The sequence below is a fragment of the Streptomyces amakusaensis genome, assembly GCF_039532665.1.
Taxonomy (GTDB): domain Bacteria; phylum Actinomycetota; class Actinomycetes; order Streptomycetales; family Streptomycetaceae; genus Streptomyces; species Streptomyces amakusaensis.
In genome coordinates, this window is record NZ_BAAASB010000001.1 from 374317 (window position 1) to 397516 (window position 23200).

At 71.3% G+C, this 23200-nt stretch carries 15 protein-coding genes; 10 read left to right on the plus strand and 5 right to left on the minus strand.

All coding sequences use genetic code 11. The features are described 5' to 3' along the window. Positions 1–114: 114 nt before the first annotated feature. From ABD371_RS01485 to ABD371_RS01505, 5 genes are read left to right on the plus strand one after another with little or no spacing between them, the layout of a single operon-like run. Complete coding sequence (locus ABD371_RS01485) at positions 115–1596, plus strand: FG-GAP repeat domain-containing protein (protein ID WP_344471747.1); 1482 nt, start codon at positions 115–117, stop codon at positions 1594–1596. Positions 1597–1634: 38 nt separating this feature from the next. Further along, a complete protein-coding gene (locus ABD371_RS01490; RefSeq protein WP_344471749.1) occupies positions 1635–3131 on the plus strand; it encodes an FG-GAP-like repeat-containing protein in 1497 nt (498 codons plus the stop codon). 27 nt (positions 3132–3158) lie between these two features. Continuing rightward, positions 3159–4622: an FG-GAP-like repeat-containing protein gene (locus ABD371_RS01495; protein ID WP_344471751.1), complete on the plus strand. Its 1464-nt coding sequence runs from the start codon at positions 3159–3161 to the stop codon at positions 4620–4622. Between the two features lie 52 nt (positions 4623–4674). Beyond that, positions 4675–6159, plus strand: a complete 1485-nt coding sequence (locus tag ABD371_RS01500; RefSeq protein WP_344471753.1) for an FG-GAP-like repeat-containing protein — start codon at positions 4675–4677, stop codon at positions 6157–6159. 47 nt (positions 6160–6206) lie between these two features. Next, positions 6207–7703, plus strand: a complete 1497-nt coding sequence (locus tag ABD371_RS01505; protein WP_344471755.1) for an FG-GAP-like repeat-containing protein — start codon at positions 6207–6209, stop codon at positions 7701–7703. Between the two features lie 22 nt (positions 7704–7725). Here ABD371_RS01505 and ABD371_RS01510 read toward each other — a convergent pair whose 3' ends face one another. Next, entirely contained in the window at positions 7726–9288 is a 1563-nt protein-coding gene (locus ABD371_RS01510; RefSeq protein WP_344471757.1) for a FadD3 family acyl-CoA ligase, read from the minus strand. A gap of 88 nt (positions 9289–9376) precedes the next feature. Between ABD371_RS01510 and ABD371_RS01515 the strand changes: the two genes are divergently transcribed. Genes ABD371_RS01515 through ABD371_RS01530 form a run of 4 tightly spaced genes read left to right on the plus strand, consistent with a single transcriptional unit; the run spans position 9377 to position 12293 of the window. After that, a complete protein-coding gene (locus tag ABD371_RS01515; protein WP_344471759.1) occupies positions 9377–10525 on the plus strand; it encodes a lipid-transfer protein in 1149 nt (382 codons plus the stop codon). A gap of 1 nt (position 10526) precedes the next feature. Continuing rightward, complete coding sequence (locus ABD371_RS01520; protein WP_344471761.1) at positions 10527–10970, plus strand: Zn-ribbon domain-containing OB-fold protein; 444 nt, start codon at positions 10527–10529, stop codon at positions 10968–10970. Further along, positions 10967–11743 (plus strand): enoyl-CoA hydratase/isomerase family protein, encoded by a 777-nt coding sequence (locus ABD371_RS01525; RefSeq protein WP_344471763.1) that lies wholly within the window; start codon positions 10967–10969, stop codon positions 11741–11743. Before ABD371_RS01520 ends, ABD371_RS01525 begins: the two co-directional genes overlap by 4 nt. 40 nt (positions 11744–11783) lie before the next feature. Then, the gene (locus tag ABD371_RS01530; protein WP_344471765.1) at positions 11784–12293 is read left to right on the plus strand and encodes a hypothetical protein; all 510 of its coding nucleotides are present in this window, start codon (positions 11784–11786) and stop codon (positions 12291–12293) included. Between the two features lie 133 nt (positions 12294–12426). On the opposite strand, the gene ABD371_RS01535 is transcribed toward ABD371_RS01530, so the two are convergent. Further along, positions 12427–14784 (minus strand): outer membrane protein assembly factor BamB family protein, encoded by a 2358-nt coding sequence (locus tag ABD371_RS01535; protein ID WP_344471767.1) that lies wholly within the window; start codon positions 14782–14784, stop codon positions 12427–12429. A 182-nt stretch (positions 14785–14966) separates the two neighbouring features. Beyond that, on the minus strand, positions 14967–15779 hold the full coding sequence (locus ABD371_RS01540; protein ID WP_344471769.1) for a VOC family protein: 813 nt from the start codon (positions 15777–15779) through the stop codon (positions 14967–14969). Positions 15780–15963: 184 nt separating this feature from the next. Between ABD371_RS01540 and ABD371_RS01545 the strand changes: the two genes are divergently transcribed. Further along, a complete protein-coding gene (locus ABD371_RS01545; protein WP_190122465.1) occupies positions 15964–16611 on the plus strand; it encodes a TetR family transcriptional regulator in 648 nt (215 codons plus the stop codon). Positions 16612–16658: 47 nt separating this feature from the next. Here the strand turns inward: ABD371_RS01545 and ABD371_RS01550 are convergent, their stop codons facing one another. Both ABD371_RS01550 and ABD371_RS01555 read right to left on the minus strand, forming a co-directional pair. After that, the gene (locus tag ABD371_RS01550; protein ID WP_344471772.1) at positions 16659–17405 is read right to left on the minus strand and encodes a L,D-transpeptidase; all 747 of its coding nucleotides are present in this window, start codon (positions 17403–17405) and stop codon (positions 16659–16661) included. Between the two features lie 171 nt (positions 17406–17576). Continuing rightward, entirely contained in the window at positions 17577–23096 is a 5520-nt protein-coding gene (locus ABD371_RS01555) for a SpaA isopeptide-forming pilin-related protein (protein ID WP_344471773.1), read from the minus strand. Positions 23097–23200: the final 104 nt, after the last annotated feature.

Sequence of the window (23200 nt, forward strand, 5' to 3'; positions counted from 1 at the left end):
TGGTGATGCAACCCTTCCGGATTCTCAGGGGTCAAGGAGGGACGTGAGTCGCCTTGTGGCGGTCACATCCTTTCTCTTCACATCCGTCACGATGACTGTCCTATGAGGGTATTTATGAACTCACGCTGCGTCACCCGGAGCCTGGGGCTGCTCACCGCCCTCGCCGCCATCAGCACCCTGACCGCACCGGTCGCCCTCGCCGCGCCCGCCGCGCCCGCCGCGCCCGCCGCGTCCATGACGTCGAAGGACGACTTCAACGGGGACGGATACGAGGACCTCGTCGTCGCCACGCCCAACGGCCGCTTCGAGCCGGGGAAGGACCGCCCCGGATACGTCAGCGTGCTGTACGGCTCGAAGTCGGGCCTGAAGGTCTCCGGCAAGCAGATCCTGCGCCAGGGAGCCGGGGGCGTGCCGGGCACTCCCCAGGACGACGACCGGTTCGGCTCCTCGATCGCCTCCGCCGACCTCGACCGCGACGGATACACGGATCTGATCATCGGGGTGTCCGGCGAGGGCCCGACCCCCGAATCACCCCGGTACGGAGAGACGCTCGTGATGTGGGGCGGCGAGAAAGGGCTGACTCGCGGGACGAGGGTGACAGACCAGTTCAAGGGCGCTCAGTGGGTGCTGCCGGGGGACTTCGACGGCGACGGGCACCTCGATCTCCTGGCCCATGCCCAGTCCGCTCTCCGGGTGATGCACGGGCCGTTCGACGCCGACGGCAAGCCCGCCCGCGAATCGGTCACCGCCGTGGAGACACCGGAGGATTACCTGTACCGGGGGGTCCACGAGCTCAAGACCGGCGATGTGAACGGGGACGGAATCACCGACGTCGTCGGCGTCTACCGGACGAAGGACGATGGCGAAGGCTGGTACTCCCGGCCTGTCTTCTGGAAAGGCACGTCCGACGGTCTCGCCGCTCACCGCCCGGTCGCGAACCGCCAGCACGGCTTCTCGGCCGGCAGCGTCGCCGTCGGAGATGTGAACGGCGACGGCCACGACGACATCGCCCTCGGCCTCACCCGTGACCATGTGTACGGCCCCCAGGTGCGCCGGGGCGGACAGGTCACCTACATCAAGGGCAGCGCCAAGGGCCCCCTGCCCAGCCGCCACCGGACCTTCCACCTCGACAGCCCCCGCGTGCCCGGCACCTTCAAGGACAACGCCGGATTCGGCGCGGAGCTGGCCATCGGAGACCTCAATGGCGACAAGTACGGCGAGATCGTGGTCGGCTCCGACTGGATGACCGTCGACGGCGTGGCCGGAGCGGGCTCCGTCATCACCCTGCCCGGCACGGCGAGCGGGCCGACGTCCGACAAGTCCCGCGAGTTCACCCAGAACACCCAGGGTGTCCCCGGTGCCGCCGAGTACGGCGATGCCCTCGGCACGGACATCAAGCTGATCGACGGCAATGGCGACGGGCGCGAGGAAGTCGCCGCCAGTGCGCTGCGCGAGGACGAGAAGACCGGGGCGGTCTGGGTCTTCCCCTCCGGCAAGTCCGGGCTGACCGGCAGCGGCTCCTTCGTCTACGGGCCCAGGGCCCTCGGCCTCCCGGCGGACAAGGGACTGCGGTTCGGCTCGGCGTACACCCCCTGACCCCGTACACCACGCTCCTCCCCCGAAAGAGGCTCCAGATGAACACCCGCAGCACGACCCGAGGTCTGGGGCTGCTCACCGCTCTCGCCGCCATCGGCACCCTGACCGCACCGGTCGCCTTCGCCGTGCCCGTGTCCGCTCCCCCCGCCGCGAAGAAACTCCCCGCACAGCCCAAGGACGACTTCAACGGGGACGGATACGCCGACCTCGCCGTCGGTGTCCCCGGGGGCAGCGTCGGCCAGGAAACCGCCGCCGGATACGTGAGCGTGGTGTACGGCTCGAAGTCCGGGCTGAACACCGCGAGCAAGCAGCTCCTGCACCAGGGGGCGGAGGGGATACCGGGGACACCCCGGAGGTACGAGTACTTCGGGGGCTCTCTGACCTCCGCCGACCTCAACCGCGACGGATACGCGGACCTGGTCGTCGGGGTGTCGGGCGAGCTTCCGCTCCCCGGGGAGGACCGCCGCGGGGAGACCGCCGTGGTGTGGGGCAGCGCGAAGGGTCTGGCGCGCGGGACGGATCCGGCGGCCCGGTTCAAGGACAGGAGCGCCCTGCTGCTGGCGGGTGACTTCGACGGCGACGGCAACCCCGACCTGGCATCCCTCGATCAAAGAAAGGCAGAAATCCTTTTCCTGCACGGCCCCTTCGACGCCGCCGCCAAGCCCGCCCGCGAATCATCCCTCCCTTTGCCCTACCCCTACGAGGGTGACTACGCGGATTCCTGGGATCTCAAGGCGGGTGACGTGAACGGGGACAGCATCACGGACATCGTCAGCCTGTACCAGTGGAGGGGCGACGATGCGACCTCGGGATCCTCAGTCCACCTCTGGAAGGGCACACCCAGCGGTCCCGCCCCCTACCAGCCCGTGGCCGATCACCGAGGTCAGCTCTTCGGGGGCCACAGTCTCGACGTCGGCGATGTGAACAACGACGGCCGCGACGACATCGCCCTCGGCCTCATGTACCGGACCAGAAGCGGCGGCGAAATACCCACGGGCGGCAAGGTCACCTACATCAAGGGCACCGCCGAGGGCCGCATCGGCAGCCGGAACAAAGTCTTCCACCTGGACAGCCCCCGCGTCGCGGGAACCCCCGAGCGCGGCTCCGGATTCGGTGCGTCAGTCGCCATCGGGGACCTCGACGGAGACGGTTACGGCGACATCGTGGCCGGCGCGAACGGGACGACCGTCGACGGCAAGAAGTACGCCGGCTCCGTGATCACCCTGCGCGGCACCAAGAACGGACCGACCTCCACCGGCTCCAAGCAGTTCCACCAGAACACGAAGGGCGTCCCCGGCACCGCCGAACAGGACGACCGCTTCGGCGCCCGGACCAAGGCCCTCGACACCGACGGCGACGGACGGAACGAACTCGCCGTCAGCTCCTTGCACGAGGACTACGCGACCGGTGCGGTCTGGGTCTTCCAGACCGACAAGAAAGGCGTCACCCCCAAGGGCTCCTTCGTCTACGGACCCAAGGAACTCGGCCTCCCCGCCGAGAAGGGGCTGATGTTCGGCTCGACGTACACCTCCTGACCGGCCGACCCCGAAAGAGGCTCACAGATGAACACCCGCAGCACGACCCGAGGCCTGGGACTGCTCACCGCCCTCGCCGCCATCAGCACCCTGACCGCACCGGTCGCCCTCGCCGCACCCACTCCCGTACCCGCCGCGCCCTCCGCGCCCTCCGCGCCCACCGCCGCCAAGGACGACTTCAACGGGGACGGGTACGCGGACCTCGTCGTCGGTGTCCCCGAGGGCCGGGTCGCCTTCGCGGACCGCGCCGGTTTCGTCACCGTGTCGTACGGCTCGAAGTCCGGGCTGAAGCCCTCGGGCACCAAGCTCCTCACCCAGGGGGGCCAGTACGACACAGCCCGTTTTGGAGCCGCTCTGACCTCGGCCGACCTCAATCGTGACGGATACACGGACCTGGTCATCGGGGCACCGGGCCTGAGTTGGTACGAGGATGAGGGAGGTCTCGGGGAAACCATGGTGGCGTGGGGCAGCGCGCAGGGGCTGCCGGACAGGGGGCATTTGCTGGCCACGATCGACGACAGCGGCAGCCGGCTGCTGACGGCGGACTTCGACGGCGACGGCAACCCCGACCTCGTCTCCGTCGACCGCTCGAAGAAGAACCTCCGGGTGCTGCACGGCCCGTTCGACACCGCGGCCAAGCCCGCCCGCGAATCGTCCGTCCCGATGCCCCACGGCACCAAGGAAGGCGAGTGGGATCACTTCGATCTCCAGGCCGGCGATGTGAACGGGGACGGTATCGCCGACCTCGTCAGCCGGTATCGATCAGTGAACGAGAAGCGCCGCTTGAATGTCGAACTCATCCTCTGGAAGGGCGCGGCCGGCGGTCTCTCCCCCTATCAGAAGGTCACGGACCACCGCCGTCAGCCCATCTGGGGCGACACCCTCGCCATCGGCGATGTGAACAACGACGGCCGCGACGACATCGCCGTCGGCCGCACGTACGACAGCACCAGCGGGGGCAAGGTCACGTACATCGAGGGCACCGCCGAGGGCCGCATCGGCAGCCGGAACAAGGTCTTCCGCCTGGACAGCCCCCGCGTCGCGGGAACCCCCGAACGGTTTGCCCGATTCGGCGTGTCGGTCTCCATCGGGGACCTCGACGGAGACACGTACGGCGAGATCGTGGTCGGCGCCGACGGGATGACCCTCGGCGGAAAGAAGGAGGCCGGCTCCGTGATCACCCTGCCCGGCACCAAGAACGGACCGACCTCCACCGGTTCCGAGGAACTCCACCAGAACACCAAGGGCGTCCCCGGCACCGCCGAGGCCGGGGACCGCTTCGGCACCCGGACCAAGATCCTCGACGCCGACGGCGACGGGCGCGGGGAACTCGTCGTCGGCACACCCGGCGAGGACGGAAACCGCGGGGCGATCTGGGTCTTCAAGACCGACAAGAACGGAGTCACCGCCAAGGGCTCCTTCGCCCTCCGGTCCGATTCCTTCGACGAGGAGTCCGGCTCGATCCAGTACGGCCAGGTGTACACCCCCTGACCCGCCCGCCCGGACCCCGTACACCACGCTCCTCTCCCGAAAGAGGCTCCAGATGAACACCCGCAGCGCGACCCGAGGCCTGGGGCTGCTCACCGCCATCGCGGCCATCGGCACCCTGACGGCTCCGGTCGCCTTCGGCGCACCCACTCCCGTGCCCGCCGGGACCTCGAAGAAGCTCCCCGCACAGCCCAAGGACGACTTCAACGGGGACGGATACGCCGACCTCGCCGTCGGCTCTCCCAACGGCCGCATCGAACGGAAGAACGGCGCCGGATACGTCAGCGTGGTGTACGGCTCGAAGTCCGGGCTGAACCTCTCCAGCAAGCAGCTCCTCCACCAGGGCGTGGAAGGGGTGCCGGGCACGACCAAAGTGGACGACCGCTTCGGCTCCTCCCTCGCCTCCGCCGACCTCGACCGCGACGGATACGCGGATCTGGTCGTCGGGGTGGCAGGCGAGGACCCGACCCCCGAATTCCCCTTCTACGGGGTGATGACGGTGGTGTGGGGCGGCCCGAAGGGGCTGGGGCGCGGCACCGCCCCCGGGAAGGTCATCAAGGGTGCCGGCAGGCATCTGGTGACGGGGGACTTCAACGGCGACGGAAACCCCGACCTCGTGACGGGCGAATACGGCAGCGGCCTGCGGATGCTGCACGGCCCGTTCGACACCGCCGGCGGGCCCGCCCGCGAATCGTCCACCCCGCCCACCGGTGATGACGACGACCGGATACTCGACGGGATCAGGGCCGGCGATGTGAACGGGGACGGGATCACCGACATCGTCGGTCTGCACGGCTGGCGGGACGACAGCTACTGGCGTCCCGAACTCGTCTTCTGGGAGGGCACGCCCACCGGACCCATCGCCTACCGGCACATCAAGGACCAGAAACGCCGGCTCGTACTGGGCGACACCCTGGATGTGGGCGATGTGAACAAGGACGGCTACGCCGACATCGCCGTCGGCCTGCTGTACGGCGGCGAGACAAGTGCCGAAGTCCCGTCGGGTGGCCAGGTCACCTACATCAAGGGCAGCGCCAAGGGCCCCCTGGGCAGCCGGAACAAGGTCTTCCACCTGGACAGCCCCCGTGTCCCCGGCAGCTCCAAGACCAGCGGCGGATTCGGTTCGGCGGTCTCTGTCGGCGACCTCGACGGAGACAAGTACGAGGACATCACCGTCGGCGTCGCCGGGATGAACGTCGACGGCCGGAGGGCCGCGGGCTCCGTGATCACCTTGCGCGGCACCGCGAGCGGACCGACCTCCAAGGTCTCCAAGGAGTTCCACCAGAACACCAAGGGCGTCCCCGGCAGCGCCGAGGCCGGGGACCTCTTCGGCAACCACCTCAAGACGCTCGACGCCAACGGCGACGGCCGCGAGGAACTCGCCGTCAGCGCACCCGGCGAGAACGAGAACGCCGGAGCCATGTGGGTCTTCAAGACCGACAAGAACGGAGTCACCCCCAACGGCTCCTTCGTCTACGGACCCGAGACCCTCGGCCTCGACCCCGACCCGGTCCGATTCGGCGAGGTACTCACCTACTGACCAGGCCGTCCGCACTTTCGTACGCCACTTCCAGCAAAGGACCGCGCATGAACACTCGCAGTACGACCCGAGGTCTCGGGCTGCTCACCGCCATCGCCGCCGTCGCCGCCCTGACCGCACCGGTCGCCTTCGCCGCCCCCGCCACGGCTGCCGCTCCCGCCGCCGCGAAGAAGGCCAAGGGCAAGTCCCGGGACGACTTCAACGGCGACGGCTACCAGGACCTCGCCGTGGCCGCGCCCAGGGCGACGGTCGACGGACAGGAGCGGGCGGGCTATGTCGCCGTGCTGTACGGCTCGAAGTCGGGCCTGAAGACCTCGGGCAAGCAGGTGCTCCGCCAGGGCAGGGGCGGGATACCCGGGGTCCCCCAGGAATCGGACGAGTTCGGCGGGACGCTCGCCTCCGCCGATCTCGACCGGGACGGGTACGCGGACCTGGTGATCGGGGCCGTGGGGGACGGCTACCAGCCGGATCCGGGGGCCGCGGGTGAGCTGACAGTGGTCTGGGGCAGCGCCAAGGGCCTCGGCCGGGGGAAGACCCCGGCGGGGACCACGAGGGGCAGCGCCGAGAAGGGCAGCACGACCAGGCTGGTCGCCGGTGACTTCAACGGCGACGGCAAGCCCGACCTGGCGGCTGCGAACTGGAACAGCGGCCTCACCGTGTTGCACGGGCCGTTCGACGCCGCCGCCAAGCCCGCCCGTAAAACGTATGTCCCGGCGGCCGACCAAGAGATCAACAGGAGTTCCTTCGCGCTGGCTGCCGGCGATGTGAACAAGGACGGCAGGACCGACATCCTCGGAATCGCCGAGACCTCGGACGTGGAGCGCCCCGGGGTGCTCTTCTGGAAGGGCACGACGAAGGGGCCCGCCGCCTCTGAGATCGTCAAGGACAGCAAGGGCAAGCCGTTGGTGGGGATGAGCGTCGCCGTCGGGGATGTGAACAAGGACGGTTTCCAGGACGTCCTCGTCGGCAACAGTGCCTCCGGTGATCTGGACCCGAAGAGGAGGGGCGGCACGGTCACCTATCTCCCGGGCAGCGCCAAGGGCGTCTCGGGGGCGAAGAGCAGCGTCTTCCACCTGGACACCCCCGGGATCCCGGGCGGCCCCAAGGACGACGGCGGATTCGGTGCGTCGGTCGCCGTCGGGGACCTCGACGGCGACAAGTACGGCGACACCGTGATCGGTGTGCCGCGGCGGTACGCCGACGGCCGGGTCGAGTCCGGCTCGGTGGTCGTCCTGCGCGGCACCAGGAGCGGACCGACCGCCGCCAAGGCCAAGGAGTTCACCCAGAACACCCCGGGCGTGCCGGGCTCGTCCGAGACCAGGGACTACTTCGGTTCCCACACCAAGCCGTTCGACGCCGACGGCGACGGCCGGAACGAACTCGCCGTCAGCGCGACCGGTGAGAACAAGGGCGCCGGTGAGGTGTGGGTACTGCCCGCCACGGCCTCCGGGCCGACCGGCAAGGGCTCTCTGACCGTCAACCCCACGATGCTGGGCGTGAACCCCGACGTCTGGGGGAAGTTCGGCTCGTCGTACACCCGCTGACCCGCTCACCGCGCCCGTGCGGTCAGGATCCCCGGCGGGCGCGCAGCTCGGTCTTGAGGACCTTTCCCGAGGCGTTGCGCGGCAGTTCGGGGAGGAATTCCACCTCGCGGGGGACCTTGTAGTTGGCCATCTCCCGGCGGGCCCAGGCGATCAGCCCGGCCGCCGTGAGCGCGGCCCCCGGCCGCCGTACCGCGTACGCCTTGCCGACCTCGCCGAGGCGGGCGTCCGGCACTCCGATCACGGCGATGTCGCTGAGGTCGGGGTGGCGGCCGAGGAGGCGTTCGATCTCGGCGGGGTAGGCGTTGAAGCCGCCGACGACGAACATGTCGGTGAGCCGGTCGGTGAGGGTGAGATTGCCGTGCGCGTCGAGGACGCCGACGTCGCCGGTCCGGAGCCAGCCGTCGGGGTCGACGGCGGCGGCCGTGGCGGCCGGGTCCTCGTAGTAGCCCCGCATCACCTGGGGGCCGCGCACCAGTACCTCACCGGGGTGGCCGGGGGCGGCGAGGACCCGGATCTCGGTGCCGGGGACGGCGCGGCCGGAGGTGGCGGCGACGGTGGCGGGCGGGTCGTCCCGGCGGCACATGGTGACGAGACCGGAGGCCTCGGAGAGGCCGTACGCGGTGAGTACGGTGGCCACGCCCAGCTCGTCCCGGAGCCGCTGGACCAGGCGCGGCGGGATCACGGCGGCGCCGGTGACCGTCAGCCGGAGCGAGGAGAGGTCCGCGCGGTGGCGGGCGGGGTGGTCGAGGAGGGAGTGGAGGAGGGCGGGCGGCCCCGGGAGTACGGATATCCGCAGCGCGGTGATGTGGGCGACGAGGGTGTCGAGGTCGGGGACGGGCTGGGGCACCATGGTCGCGCCGCGGGTCAGGGCGGCGATGATGCCGGCCTTGTAGCCGAAGGTGTGGAAGAAGGGGTTGACGATCAGATAGCGGTCGTCCTGGCGCAGTCCGGCCAGCTCGGCCCAGAGGCGGTAGCAGCGCAGGGTCTGGGCGTGGGTGATGACCGCGCCCTTGGGGTGGCCGGTGGTGCCCGAGGTGAAGACGATGTCGGAGGGGTCGCCGGGTTCGACGGTGTCGGCGCGGGCGCGGACCTCCTCGGGGGTGATGGGGTCCCCGGCCGCGAGGAACTCCTTCCAGCCGCGGCAGGAGGCGGGGGCGTCGTCGGCGAGGACCACGACCTGTTCCAGCTCGGGCAGGCGCGCCCGCTCGGGGCGCAGGGCGGCGGCGTACGAGACTCCCAGGAAGGGGCCGGTGACGAAGAGCAGCCGTACCCGGCCGCGCCGGAGCGCGTCGGCGGCCTCGGCGGCCTTGAAGCGGGTGTTGACCGGTACGAGGATCGCGCCGGCGGTGACCGCGCCGAGCGCGGAGACGATCCAGTCGAGGGTGTTGGGGGCCCAGATCGCGACCCGGTCGCCGCGCTCCACGCCCGCCGCCATGCAGGCGGCGGCGGCGCGCTCGACCCGTTCGCCGAGGGCGGCGTAGCTCAGCCGGGTGCGGCCCTCGATCACGGCCGTGTGCTCCCCGTACCGGGCTGCGGCGTCCCGCACCAGCCGGCCGACGGTGCCCCGCTCCAGGTCGTCGCGCATGGAAACCCCTCCCACTGGCTGACCCATCGTCAGATTAGCGGTAATCTGACGCACTGTCAGCAACCTGGGGTGAGCCTCGGAGGTGTCCGTGACCGGTCTCAAGGACGCGACGGCGATAGCCGGGATAGGGCAGACGGCGTTCGCCAAAAAGCTCCCCGAGCCGGAGAAGACGCTGGCCTGCCGGGCGATCACGGCCGCGCTCGACGACGCGGGGATCGCCGCCTCGGAGGTCGACGCGTTCGCCTCGTACACGATGGAGGAGACCGACGAGGTCGAGATCGCCAAGTCGATCGGCGCGGGCGACGTCACCTTCTTCTCCCGGGTCGGCTACGGCGGCGGCGGCTCCTGCGCCACCCTCGCCCATCTGGCCGCCGCCGTCGCCACCGGCCAGGCGAGCGTCGGGGTGGCCTGGCGCTCCCGCAAGCGCGGCAGCGGACCGCGCCCCTGGACGGACACGGCGGCGCGGCTGCCGACGCCGGCCCAGTGGACCCGCCCCTTCGGGGTGCTGCGGCCCGCCGACGAGATCGGCATGCTGGCCCGGCGCTACATGCACGAGTACGGGGCGACCCGCGAGCACTTCTTCCAGGTGGCGCTCGCCTGCCGCAACCGGGCCAACCAGAACCCGGCGGCGATGATGCACGAGCGGCCCCTCACCCGCGAGATGTACATGACCTCGCGCTGGATCAGCGAGCCGCTCTGTCTCTTCGACAACTGCCTGGAGACGGACGGCGCACTGGCGTGTGTGATCGTCTCCGCCGAACGCGCCCGTGACTGCCGGCAGCCGCCCGTGTACCTCCACTCGGTCGCGCAGGGACTGCCCGCACAGCACCACGGCATGGTGAACTACTGGAACGACGACCCGCTCACCGGCCCCGCCTGGACGGCGGCCCGGCAGCTCTGGAAGACCGCCGACTTCGGCCCCGACGACGTGGACGTGGCGCAGATCTACGACGCGTTCACCCCGCTGATCCCGCTCTCCCTGGAGGGGTACGGCTTCTGCGGGCGCGGGGAGGGCGCGGCCTTCACCGAGGGCGGCGCGCTGGAGATCGGCGGCAGGCTGCCGCTGAACACCGCGGGCGGCGGGCTGAGCGAGGCGTACGTCCATGGCTTCAACCTGATCAACGAGGGCGTCCGACAGCTGCGCGGCACCTCCACCGCGCAGGTGCCGGGGGCCACCACCTGTCTGGTCACGGCGGGCGAGGGCGTGCCCACGTCGGCCGTGCTGCTGAGGAGTTGAGATGGCCCTGCTGGAACCCGTGCCCGACGGAGATGGAGCGCCGTTCTGGGAGTACGCGGCCCGGGGCGAGCTCCGCGTCCAGTGCTGCGTCCCCTGCGGGGAGCCGCGCTTCCCGCCCCGGCCGTGCTGTCCGCACTGCCAGTCCTTCGCCGCGGAGTGGCGGCTGACCAGCGGACGCGGCCGGATCTGGTCGTTCGTGGTGCCGCACCCGCCGCTGCTGCCGGGGTACGAGGAACTCGCCCCGTACAACGCGGTGGTGGTGGAGCTGCTCGACGCCCCGCGCATCCGGCTGGTGGGCAATGTGGTGACCGGCCCGGACGCGCCGCTGAACTCGGTCGAACCGGGGCGGCTGCGGATCGGCGCGGCGGTGCGGGTGGTGTTCTCGTCGGTGGTCCCGTCGGGCGGCGGGCTGCGGCTGCCGCGCTGGCAGCTGGAGCGGGCATGAGCGTGCGGGTGGAGAGGGAACGGGTCGAGGAGCGGGGGGTGGCCCTCGTCGTCCTGGACCGGCCCGAGAAGCACAACGCGATCGATCTGGAGACGGCCGGGCAGCTGTCGGCGGCCTGGCGGGAGTTCCGCTACGACGACTCGGTGCGGGCGGTGGTGGTGACCGGCGCGGGGACGAAAGCTTTCTGCACCGGGATCGACCGCTCGGTCGACGTACCGCAGCCCCCGTCCCCGTACTCGGTGGACGACCCGCTGATCGCGATCGGCCCCAAGGCGAACGACCTCTGGAAGCCGGTGGTGGCCGCCGTCGAGGGGATGGCGTGCGGCGGGGCGTTCTATCTGCTGGGCGAGTGCGAGTTCGTGGTCGCCTCGCGGGACGCCACCTTCTTCGACCCGCACACCACCTACGGGATGGTCAGCGCGTACGAGTCGATCTACCTCGCCCAGCGGATGCCGTACGGGGAGGTCGCGCGGCTCGCCCTCATGGGCACCGCCGAGCGGATGTCCGCCGCCCGGGCCCATCAGACCGGGCTGGTCTCCGAACTCACCCCACCGGGCCAGGCCGTGACCGCCGCCCTCCGCGCCGCCTCCGTGGTCGCCTCCCACCCCACCGGCGCGGTCCAGGGCACCGTACGCGCCGTCTGGGCCGCCGCCCAGGCGGCCCGCGCCCAGGCCTTCGGCCTCGCCCCCCATCTGATCGCCCTCGGCAATCTGGCCCCCGCGGAGCAGGGCGAGCTGTTCGGGGGGCGGGGCGGGGGTCACCGGGTGCGATAACCCGGGGCGCCCCGGGCCCCGGGGTGAGAGGCTCTCCCCCATGTCCGCCCGCACCGAACTCCTCCTCCGCCCCGGCCTCCCCTCCCCCGCCGCCGCCCACGCGCACCGCGCCGCCCTCCTCGTCCTCCGCGACAGCCTCCGCACCGCCCACCTCGACGCCTACAGCGACGAACCCTGGCCCGCGGACGTCCTTCCCTCCTACGAACACGCCCTCTCCCTCGCCGAGACCGCCGCTCCCCCGGGGCCCCGCCCCGCCAAGCGGCGCGACCTCGGCATGGGCATCGACCTGGACCCCCGCGACGACGCCCACTTCACCGTCCTCCTGGACCTCGCCCCCCACACGATCAGCGCCGAGGCCCACGGGGACGAAGGCCCCCTCTTCAGCGCGAGCGACACGGGAACCGCCCTGTGGATCGCCGTCACCCCGGCGCAGGAGGCCCTCCTCGGGGAGCGGCTGGACGCCCTGGGGATCCCCCGTACGGTATTCACGCCCCACGAGGGCCGGGGCGGCCGGTTCTGGGACCGGCTGCTTCCCTGGGCGGGCCGCTGAGCCGGATTCTCGCGCGCCGAAGTGCCGGCCCGCCCGTTGGGGGCCGCCGGGGGGACGGCCGTCGCACCGGTCTCACGGAAGGGTCCGGACGGCGGCCGCCGGGATCGACGCTACGCCGGGGGCGGGGGGCTCGCTACCGGGGTCGGCCGGTGGCGGTGCCCTTGACGGCGTCGAGGGCGTAGACGCAGCGGTCTTTGCTACAGGCGTAGACGACGCCGCCCTTGACGACGGGGGAGCCGGTGATCTCGCCGCCGGTGGCGAGTTTCCAGCGGAGTTGGCCGCCGGCGGCGTCGAGGGTGTAGAGGACGTGGTCGGCGGAGCCGAAGTGGACGCGTCCGTCGGCGACGACGGGGGTGCCGATGACTTCGCCGCCGGCGGCGAAGCGCCACATGGGGGTGCCGGTGACGGCGTCGAGGGTGTAGAGGGCGCTGCCGCTGCCGACGTGGATGTTGCCGCCGGTGACGAGGACGGGCTCGGCGGAGGGGCGGGACTCGGTGGCGATGCGCCAGCGGTCCTTGCCGGTGGCGGCGTCGAGGGCGTAGACGGTGCCGAGGTAGTCGGCGAGGTAGACGCCGCCACCGGTGACGGCGGGGCCGGGGGCGAAGGCGGGCGGGGAGAGGAAGACGGCGGGGGCCTCGAAGTGCCAGCGGACGAGGCCGGTGGCGGTGTCGACGGCGAGGACGCGGGTGCCGGCGGAGATGTAGACGTTGCCGTCGGGGGCGGGGTGGACCCGGACGGGGACATTGCCGCAGGAGGCGGCGTCGCCGACAGGGTACGACCAGCGTTCCACGCCGGTGCGGGCCTCCAGGGCGCAGAGCCGGGCGTCGCGCCAGACGTAGACGGTGTCCTCGTGTATGACGGGTCCGGCCTCGGGGGTCTCGAAGTCGGTCTGAACCCCGGTGACCTCCCACAGCTTCTCGCCGTTGGAGGCCTCCCAGGCCTGTACGCCGCCGCCGCGCGAGCCGGTCACCACGGTGCCCCGGGAGGCGCGCAGGGAGTAGACCCAGGCCTCGGTCTGGAACCGCCAGCGCTCCTGGCCGCCGGTGGCGTCGAGGGCGTAGAGGGTGGGGCCGTCGGAGCCGTGGATGAGGCCGCCGTCGACGGCCATGGTCCAGGCGACGTCCTTGGTCTTGAACTGGCGGCGGCCGGTGGCCACGTCCAGCGCGTGGACCTCGAAGGAGGTGACGTAGAGCAGATCACCGGCGACCACGGGTGTGCCCCAGACGTCGTTCGACATCCGGAAGCGCCAGGGCCGCCAGTGGGCGGGGGTCCCCGGGGGCGCGGCGGGCGGCGGCACCGGGGGCCGGGCAGGGGCGGCCGGGGCCGCCGCGGGGAGGGCGTGGAGTCCGGCGGGCGGCCGGATCCAGCCGGTCGCGGGGCCTGCCTGGGCCACGGCGGCACGGGCCGGGTCGGCCACCCGGGGGCCGGGGCCGATCGGGACGCCGACGCCGGGCAGCCGTACCGGACCGGCGGCGGCGGGCGCGCCGGTGCGCGGGTCGGGGGCCCAGTCGGGGGCCCGGCGCGGCGGGGCCGGGGGCATCGGGGGCGGCTCGGGCGGGCGCTGCGGAAGGGCGGCCGGTACGGCGGGGACGGTTCTGCCGCCGCCCCTGCGCAGCTCGATCATCGCCGTCGCCGGGCCGGGGAGCCAGGCCGAGGCCGTGCCGCTGTCGTCGCCGCCGGAGGCGAAGAGATGCGGTGCGAGCTGCGACTGAAGGTCCTCGGGGGTGGGGCGCAGGGTCTTCTCGGTCTGCATGCAGGACTCGATCAGCGGGCGCAGCTCGGCCGGGAGCCCCTCCAGGTCGGGGCCTTCGCGCAGCAGCATGAAGACCGTCTCGACCGGGTTGGCCCCGTGGAAGGGGGCGTGTCCGGTCGCGGCGAAGACGAGGGTGGAGCCGAGGGAGAAGACATCGCTCGCGCCGGTGACGCTGCGGGAGTCGCGGGCCTGCTCGGGGGACATGTACGCGGGGGTGCCGACGGCGACGTTGGTCATGGTCAGCCGGGTGTTGGAGACCCCGGACGCGATACCGAAGTCGATCACTCGGGGGCCGTCCTCGACCACCAGGACGTTGGACGGCTTGAGGTCGCGGTGGACCAGTCCCGCGCCGTGGATCGACTGGAGTGCCTCGGCGATGCCCGCCGCGAGCCAGCGGACGGCCTGGGCCGGGAGGGGCCCGCACTCGTTCACTATCTCCTCGAGGGAGGGGGCGGGCACATAGGCGGTCGCCAGCCAGGGCACGGGGGCCCGGGGGTCGGCGTCGACCACGGCCGCGGTGTAGAACCCGCTGACGGCGCGGGCGGCCTCCACCTCGCGGGTGAAGCGGACGCGGAAGAGCTGATCCTCGGCCAGTTCGGTCCGTACGGTCTTGATCGCCACCCGTCGGCCGGACGCCGACCGGGCGAGATAGACCAGCCCCATGCCTCCGGCTCCGAGCCGGCCCAGCACTTCGAACGGGCCGATCCGTCTCGGATCGTGCTGCGTCAGCTGCTGCATACCTGCCTGCCACCTCCCCGTACGGGTCCCTGTCGCACCACCGAGACCCTCAGCGGCGGTACCCACCCTGATTCTTCCTGTCCGAGGCAACGGTGGCGAACCCGGGGGCGGATCGGGGTGTCTCACCCGGATTCGGACACAGTGACGGACCAGAAGCCAGTAGGTTCCGCGTCGGAGCGGGGTCAGGTCTCGGCCAGGACGGCGAAGAGAGCACCCTGGTTGTCCATGAGTACGGCGATTCGCCCGTAGGGGATGTCGAAGGGCGGGGCCTGGACCCGGCCGCCCAGGCGTACGACGGTGGCGGCTGCCGCATCGCAATCCTTGACGCAGAAATAGACAAGGAAGTGGCCCGGCAGCTCCGGCGGGAAGGCCTCGGTGAGAACGCACCGGCCCGCCACGGCCGTTCGGTCGCCCGGTGCGCCGGGGTCGGCGGTACGCGGGGACCAGAGCCGGATGTCCATGGCGGGGCCGCAGCCCGGGCCCAGTTCGGCGGGTCTGGGCAGATCGGTGCCGGTGTAGCCGAAGACCTCCGCGTAGAAGGGGTCCACCCGGTCCTTGCGCCAGGTGTAGACCTCGGTCCAGCAGTACGCGCCCGGCACCCCCCGGGTCTCGAAGCCGGCCCGGCCGCCGGGCCGGTCGCCCGCCTGCCAGAGCCCGAAGACCGCGCCGCCGGGGTCGGCCGCCATCGCGACCGCGCCGAGCCGGCCGACCGGGCGGGGGGAGCTGATGAGGTGTCCGCCGGCCTCCGCGATACGGCCGGTGAGGGCGGTGACGTCGTCGGCGGCGAGGTAGACGTTCCAGATGGTGGGCATCCGGCCGTCCCCCTTGGGGGCTATCGCGGCGGCGAGCAGTCCGTCGCTGTAGGCGTCGGTCCAGGGTCCGTCGCCGGGACGGAAGGTCCAGCCGAACAGCTCCCCGTAGAAGCGCTTCCCCGCCTCGGTGTCGGGGAGCGCCGCGTCCACCCAGCACGGCGTACCCTCGGGAAATACGGCCATGGGCCCGGCTCCTTCGCTGCACCGAGTGGTGCTCGTCACACTCAAGTTAACGGGGCATCGCGGGCATCGCAGCGGATGAAATCGAACATTTGACCAGACCCGGGCGGACGACGCCCCGCCCCGGCCGCACCCCATTTGCAGTCGGCCGAATCGCGCGCCGATCACCCCTCGGTAAGCTGACGGCATGACAGGACAAGTACGCACTGTCGACGGCCGGGTGGCCGGACGACGGGGGCAGGCGACGCGGCAGAAGCTGCTCGACTGCCTCAGCGAGATGCTCAGCTCGTCGCCGTACCGGGACGTCAAGGTCATCGACGTGGCCCGGAAGGCGGGCACGTCGCCCGCGACCTTCTATCAGTATTTCCCCGACGTCGAGGGCGCCGTCCTCGAAATCGCCGAGGAGATGGCGAAGGAGGGAGCGGGTCTCACCGCGCTGGTCTCCGGCCGGAGCTGGGCCGGGAAGGCCGCCTGGCAGAGCTCCGAGGATCTGGTCGAGGGCTTCCTGGACTTCTGGCGTCGCCATGACGCGATCCTGCGGGTCGTGGACCTCGGCGCGGCCGAGGGCGACAAGCGGTTCTACAAGATCCGGATGAAGATCCTGAACTCCGTCACCAACTCGCTCACCGAGTCGGTGAAGGAACTCCAGGCCAAGGGCCGGGTCGACAAGGACGTCAGCCCCGCGGCGATGGCGGGTTCGCTGGTCGCGATGCTGGCCGCGGTCGCCTCGCACCAGAAGGGGTTCACCACCTGGGGCGTGAAGCAGGCCGAGCTGCGGCCGAACCTCGCGCTGCTGGTGCACCTCGGCATCACGGGCCGCAAGCCCACGAAGTAGGGACCCGCGCCCGCGCGGGTCCCCGTACCCCGGCCGTCCCGGCCGTCTCAGCCGTCGGTTCCCGGCTTGACGCCCCAGATGTAGAGCTGGTCGTCGATGTCCAGCAGATTCCACAGCGCCTCCGCGTCCGCCAGACGCAGATTCACGCATCCCGCCGAGCCCCCGCCGTCGTAGAGATCGTCCAGACGGCCGTGCAGGGCCTGACCGCCGTCGAAGAACTGGGCGTACGGCATCGGCGCGTCGTCGTAGATCGTGGAGACATGGTCACGGCTGCGCCAGTAGATGCTGTGCCAGCCGAGCCGGGTCTCCTCGGTGTCGCGGCCGGTGCGGATCGGCACCGGCTCGAAGACCACCCCCGACCCGCGCTGCACCCACAGCAGCTGCCGGTCCAGGTCGACGCAGGTCACGCGGTACGAGCGGACGGGGCAGTCGCCCGCCGCGTTGGGGTTGGCGCGGGCCGCCAGGGCGACGGTCCAGCGGTAGGTGGCGAGGTTCGCGTAGCCGTCGGCCGGGTCGATGGCGTGCTCGGTCTGGAACGTCTGGATCGCCTCGCAGTCGGCCTTCGACTGGACGCCGTCCACCGGTTGTCCCAGATACCCCTCCAGCTGCCGCTGGTAGGGGCCGGTCCCCGCGATGCAGGGCTCGGGGGCCGCCACCGCCGGAGGGGCGGTCAGCGCGGTGGCGGCCACCGCCGCGGCCACCGCCGCCAGCAGCGCGGTGCGCGCCGGCCGGCCGCGGACACCGCCGTCCCGCCGGCCCTGGACGCCGCGTATACGGCTGGTCCTTCCTCGCATTGCGTACTCCGTTCTCGTACGACACACGACACACACGACACACACGGCCCCCGCTCCACAGGTAACCAGCCGGGACACCGGCCCGCCCCGGGCGATGGGCCAAACCGGTGAGGGCGTGCACGGGCCGGTCGGCCCGTGCACGCCCTCACCGAACTTCAGGAGGATCGGGGATCAGCCCTTGTGGGGCTTGCTCGGACCTCCCTTGTCGCCCTTGCCGGGCTCACTGCGCTTGTTGGCGATGTCGACCGTCACACCCTCGGAGGCGTTCTCCGGGGTGATGACGTACGGGCCGAAGACCGGGTTCGCGGGAAGGACATAGCCCTCCGGAACGTCGGTCTCCAGCAGGTAGTACGTCCCGGTGTCCAGGTCCTCGAAGAGGCAGACGCCCTGGGCGTCCGTGGAGCAGCCGTTGCCGACGGGGGTGTCGGACGGGGTGCCGCCCGAGGCCGAGGTCTGGAGACCGGTGACGCCGTTGGTCTCCTCCCACAGCTGGAACACCGCGCCGGCCAGTTCACGGCCGTTCTTGGCGTCGGTCTTGTGGAGCGTGATCTTGCCCTTGACCACCGGGGTCTTGGTGTCCTCGGCGGTGACCGTCACGCCCTGGGGGGCGTTCTCGGCGGTCAGGACGAGCGGTCCGAAGACCGGGTTCGCCGGCAGGTCGTACCCGGGGGGCGCGGCCGTCTCCTGCCAGTAGTACGTACCCACCTCGACCGTGCGGGAGCAGACTCCGTTGGCACCCGTGGTGCAGGGGGTGCCGACGGTGGTGTCCGGGTTGATGCCGATGGTCTGGAGACCGGGGATGTTGTTGGTCTCCTCCCACAGCTGGAACACCGCACCGGCCAGGGTGTCACCGGTGTCCGCGTCCTCCTTGACGACGGTCACATCACCCGTGACCACGGGGGTCTGGGTGTTCTCCGCCGTCACCGAGACGCCGTCGGCGGCGTTCTCCTCGGTGAGGAAGAGCGGTCCGAAGACCGGGTTGGCGGGAAGGTCGTACCCGGGGGGCGCGGCCGTCTCCTGCCAGTAGTACGTACCGACCTCGACGGTGCGGGTGCACTCGCCGTTCGCCCCGGTGGTGCAGGGGCCGCCGACCGTGAGGTCGGGGTTGGCTCCCGTGGTCTGGAGACCGGGGATGTTGTTGGTCTCCTCCCACAGCTGGAACACCGCACCGGCCAGGGGGTCGCCGCTGGCGGCGTCCTCCTTGACGACCGTGACATCACCGGTGACCACGGGGGTCTGGGTGTTGTCGGCCGTCACCGAGACGCCGTCGGCGGCGTTCTCGGCGGTCAGCACCAGCGGACCGAAGACCGGGTTCGCCGGCAGGTCGTAGCCGGGGGGCGCGGTGATCTCCCGCCAGTAGTAGGTGCCCACCTCGACGGTGCTGGAGCAGATGCCGTCGGCGCCGGTGGTGCAGACGCCGCCGATCTGGGTGTCGGGGTCCGCGCCCGTGGTCTGGAGACCGGGAATCCCGTTGGTCTCCTCCCACAGCTCGAACACCGCGCCCGCGAGCGGGTTGCCGCTGGCGGCGTCCTCCTTGACGACGGTGACCTCGCCGGTGACCACGGGGGTCTGCGAGTTCTCCGCCGTGACCGTCACGCCCTGGGAGGCGTTCTCGGCGGTGAGGAAGAGCGGTCCGAAGACCGGGGTGGCCGGGAGGACGTACCCGGGGGGTGCCGCCGTCTCCTGCCAGTAGTAGGTACCGGTCTCGACGGTGCGGGTGCACTCGCCGTTCGCCCCGGTGGTGCAGGGGCCGCCGACCGTGGTGTCCGGGTCGGCTCCCGTTGTCTGGAGACCGGGGATGTTGTTGGTCTCCTCCCACAGCTGGAACACCGCACCGGCGAGCGGGGCTCCGGTGGTCGCGTCCTCCTTGACGACCGTGACATCACCGGTGACCACGGGGGTCTGGGTGTTGTCGGCCGTCACCGAGACGCCGTCGGCGGCGTTCTCGGCGGTGAGGACGAGCGGGCCGAAGACCGGGTTGGCGGGCAGGTCGTACCCGGGGGGCGCGGCCGTCTCCAGCCAGTAGTAGGTGCCGATGCCGACGGTGCGGGTGCACTCGCCGTTCGCCCCGGTGGTGCAGGGGCCGTTGAGCTGGGTGTCGGGGTTGGCTCCGGTGGTCTGGAGACCGGCGATGCCGTTGGTCTCCTCCCACAGCTGGAACACCGCACCGGCGAGCGGGTTGCCGCTGGCCGCGTCCTCCTTGACGACCGTGACCTCGCCGGTGACGGCGGGGGTCGCGGTGTTGGAGGCGTTGACGATCACGCCCGACGAGGCGTTCTCGGCGGTGAGGTTCAGCGGGCCGAAGACCGGGTTCGCCGGCAGGTCGTAACCCGCCGGAGCGGCCGTCTCCAGCCAGTAGTAGCTGCCGATGCCGACGGTGCGGGTGCACTCGCCGTCGGCTCCCGTGGTGCAGGGGCCGTTCAGCTGGGTGTCCGGGTTCGCGCCCGTGGTCTGGAGACCGGCGACGCCGTTGGTCTCCTGCCACAGTTCGAACACCGCGCCCGCGAGGGCCTCGTCGGTCTCGGAGTCCGTCTTCACGACCGTCACATCGCCCGTGATGACGGGCGTCTGGTCGTTCTGCGCGGTCTCCGAGACGCCGTCGGCGGCGTTCTCGGCGTTCAGCACGAGCGGTCCGAAGACCGGGTCGGCCGGGAGGTCGTACCCGGGGGGTGCGGTGATCTCGCGCCAGTAGTACGTACCGACCTGGACGTTACGGGTGCACTCGCCGTTCGCCCCGGTGGTGCAGGGACCGTTGATCTGGGTGTCCGGGTTGGCCCCGGAGACCTGGAGTCCGGTGACCCCGTTGGTGTCCTCCCACAGCTCGAACACCGCGCCCGCCAGCAGTGCGCCGGTGGCCGCGTCCGTCTTGACGACGGTGACATCGCCCATGATGGGCGGGGTCTGCTCGTTCTCCGCGTGGGCGATGACGCCCTGGGAGGCGTTCTCGGCGGTGAGGATCAGCGGGCCGAAGACCGTGTTCCCCGGGAGGACGTACCCGGGAGGGGCCGCCGTCTCGCGCCAGTAGTAGGTGCCGACCTCGACGGTCCGGGTGCACCGGCCGTTCGCGCCGGTGGTGCAGGGGCCGTTGTTCTGGGTGTCGGGGTTCGCGCCGGCGGTCTGGAGACCGGGTACGCCGTTGGTCTCCTCCCACAGCTCGAACACCGCGCCCGCCAGCAGTGCCCCGGTCCCGGCGTCCGTCTTCTCGACGATGACATCACCGGTGACGGCCGGGGTCTGGGTGTTCTGCGCCGTCACGGTGACGCCGGTGCCGGCGTTCGCGTCGGTCAGGACGAGCGGTCCGAAGACCGGGTTGGCGGGCAGGTCGTAGCCGGGAGGCGCGGTGATCTCACGCCAGTAGTAGCTGCCGACCACGACGGTGCGGGTGCACTCGCCGGTCGCCCCGGTGGTGCAGGGGCCGTTGTTCTGGGTGTCGGGGTCCGCGCCCGTGGTCTGGAGACCGGGAATCCCGTTGGTCTCCTCCCACAGCTCGAACACCGCGCCCGCGAGCGGGTCGCCCGTGGCGGAGTCCGTCTTGACGACGGTGACATCGCCCTCGACCACGGGGGTCTGGGCGTTCTGCGCCGTCACCGAGACGCCGTCGGCGGCGTTCTCCTCGGTCAGCACCAGCGGACCGAAGACCGGGTCCACCGGCAGGTCGTAGTTCGGCGGGGCCGAGGTCTCCTGCCAGTAGTAGGTGCCCACCTCGACGGTGCTGGAGCAGATGCCGTCGGCACCGGTGGTGCAGACGCCGCCGATCTGGGTGTCCGGGTCCGCGCCGCTGGTCTGGAGACCGGCGATGCCGTTGGTCTCCTCCCACAGCTGGAAGCCCGCGCCCGCCAGCGGCACGCCGGTGATCGCGTCGGTCTTGACGACCGTCACATCGCCGGTCACGGCCGGGGTCGGGGTGTTCTCCACATTGACGTTGACTCCGCCGGCCGCGTTCTCCGGGGTGAGGATCAGCGGGCCGAAGACCGGGTCGCCGGGAAGGTCGTAGCCCGGCGGGGCCTGGATCTCGCGCCAGTAGTAGGTGCCCGTCTGGACCAGGGCGGCGCACTCGCCGCCGACGTTCGTGGTGCAGGGGCCGTTGATCTGGGTGTCCGGATTGGCCCCGGACGTCTGGAGGCCCGCGACCCCGTTGGTGTCCTGCCACAGCTCGAAGACCGCGCCCGCCAGCGGCGCGCCGGTCACCGAGTCCGTCTTCTCGACGGAGATCTCACCGGTCACCGGTGTACGGCTGTTGTCCGCGTTGACGGTGACCCCGTCGGGCACATTGCCCGGCCCGAGGACCAGCGGACCGAAGACCGGATTGAGCGGGAGGTCGTACCCCGGGGGTGCGGTGATCTCGCGCCAGTAGTAGGTGCCGAGGATGACCGTACGGGTGCAGACGCCGTCCGCGCCCGTGGTGCAGTTCGCCCCGACCTGGGTGTCGGGGGTGGCCCCGGTGGTCTGGAGACCGGCGACGCCGTTGGTCTCCTCCCACAGCTGGAACACCGCGCCCGCCAGCGGGTCGAGGGTGTCCGCGTCCCGCTTCACGACGGTCACCGGAGCGGTGACCGGGGCCACCGTGCAGTCCGGCAGATCGCCGTTGAAGGGGTACGCGTGGAACTCCTGGCCACCGCCGCCGCCCACCACGCTGGTGTGGGTCAGGGAGCCGGTGGAGAAGAAGCGCCCGTTGACGCCCGGCAGGGTGACGGTGGTCATCGACCCCTGGTTGCCGACGAGGACACTGCCCTGGAACTGGCCGGTGCCGCGCAGACCCACGGCGGTCGCGTCGGGGAAGTTCCACAGCAGCCGGTCGCGCAGCGCGTTGAGCGGGTCGTCGTCGGTGATGCCGCCGCTGTAGGTGTTGATCTGGCGGTTGGCCCCGACCACATTGACCAGGACGGTCGCCGTGGCGGGGATGTTCTCGAAGCGGAGACCCTGCTGACCGCCGCTCGCGGTGGTCATGTTGAAGTCGACGTTGAAGACCTGGAGAGCGGAGGTGCCGTCACCGGTGAAGACGGTCTCACCGCCGGTGTTGACGGCGGTGCCGGTGGCGGGCCGGGGCCCGTTCTCGTCCCGCGCGTAGCACTGGCTGGAGTCCGTCAGCTGGTCGCGCAGCGCCAGATAGGGGGCGGCCGCGTTCGGGTCCTGGACGACGGAGTCGGCGACGATCGTCCCGGAGGCGGTGCCCGCGTGGCGGACCACACCGCCTTCGGCGAGCAGCCGCTGACCGGCGGCGATGGTGACATTGCCGCCGGTGGTCAGGAAGTCCGAACCGTCCGGCGGGGGCACGCGCGATCCGACCCCGACGATGCCGAGGTTGTAGATGACACTGCCGCCCACCGACTTGTTCTGATCAAAGTTGTTGAGGACGACAACCTTTCCCTCGGCCTCCGCCGCCCGTTCCCGGACGAGGAAGTCATTGCCGACGAAGACGTTGATGTTCGCGTCCCGGCCCATGATGGGACCGTTGCTGATCGGCGGGAACGGGTCCGGGCAGTCGCCCGGAATACATGGCCCCAGACCACCCGGCAGCGGTGCCGCTGCCGCGGCCTTCACCACGGTGGTCTTCCCGGCCGGGGCCAGTGCGGCACCGGAGGGCAGCATGCCCGGCCCGAGGGCCAGGGCGGGAGCCGTGACGGCCAGGACGGCGCAGGCCATGCCCGCGGTCCAGGACCGTTGTCGCAATCGCGCGAGGATTGCTCTCATACGTCGAGTTCTCCTGTTGGGTATCTGTCCGGTAATTCTTTGGACAGGCTGATCAGGAGAAACTCAACGGCGACGGCGACACTCCCGTATAAACGGAACAAGGG

Excerpts from the sequence above, each read along its gene's own strand:
- ABD371_RS01485 (WP_344471747.1), top strand. The coding sequence starts at position 115 with ATGAACTCACGCTGCGTCACCCGGAGCCTGGGGCTGCTCACCGCCCTC.
- ABD371_RS01490 (WP_344471749.1), top strand. The coding sequence starts at position 1,635 with ATGAACACCCGCAGCACGACCCGAGGTCTGGGGCTGCTCACCGCTCTC.
- ABD371_RS01495 (WP_344471751.1), top strand. The coding sequence starts at position 3,159 with ATGAACACCCGCAGCACGACCCGAGGCCTGGGACTGCTCACCGCCCTC.
- ABD371_RS01500 (WP_344471753.1), top strand. The coding sequence starts at position 4,675 with ATGAACACCCGCAGCGCGACCCGAGGCCTGGGGCTGCTCACCGCCATC.
- ABD371_RS01505 (WP_344471755.1), top strand. The coding sequence starts at position 6,207 with ATGAACACTCGCAGTACGACCCGAGGTCTCGGGCTGCTCACCGCCATC.
- ABD371_RS01510 (WP_344471757.1), bottom strand. The coding sequence starts at position 9,288 with ATGCGCGACGACCTGGAGCGGGGCACCGTCGGCCGGCTGGTGCGGGAC.
- ABD371_RS01520 (WP_344471761.1), top strand. The coding sequence starts at position 10,527 with ATGGCCCTGCTGGAACCCGTGCCCGACGGAGATGGAGCGCCGTTCTGG.
- ABD371_RS01525 (WP_344471763.1), top strand. The coding sequence starts at position 10,967 with ATGAGCGTGCGGGTGGAGAGGGAACGGGTCGAGGAGCGGGGGGTGGCC.
- ABD371_RS01530 (WP_344471765.1), top strand. The coding sequence starts at position 11,784 with ATGTCCGCCCGCACCGAACTCCTCCTCCGCCCCGGCCTCCCCTCCCCC.
- ABD371_RS01535 (WP_344471767.1), bottom strand. The coding sequence starts at position 14,784 with ATGCAGCAGCTGACGCAGCACGATCCGAGACGGATCGGCCCGTTCGAA.
- ABD371_RS01540 (WP_344471769.1), bottom strand. The coding sequence starts at position 15,779 with ATGGCCGTATTTCCCGAGGGTACGCCGTGCTGGGTGGACGCGGCGCTC.
- ABD371_RS01545 (WP_190122465.1), top strand. The coding sequence starts at position 15,964 with ATGACAGGACAAGTACGCACTGTCGACGGCCGGGTGGCCGGACGACGG.
- ABD371_RS01550 (WP_344471772.1), bottom strand. The coding sequence starts at position 17,405 with ATGCGAGGAAGGACCAGCCGTATACGCGGCGTCCAGGGCCGGCGGGAC.
- ABD371_RS01555 (WP_344471773.1), bottom strand. The coding sequence starts at position 23,096 with ATGAGAGCAATCCTCGCGCGATTGCGACAACGGTCCTGGACCGCGGGC.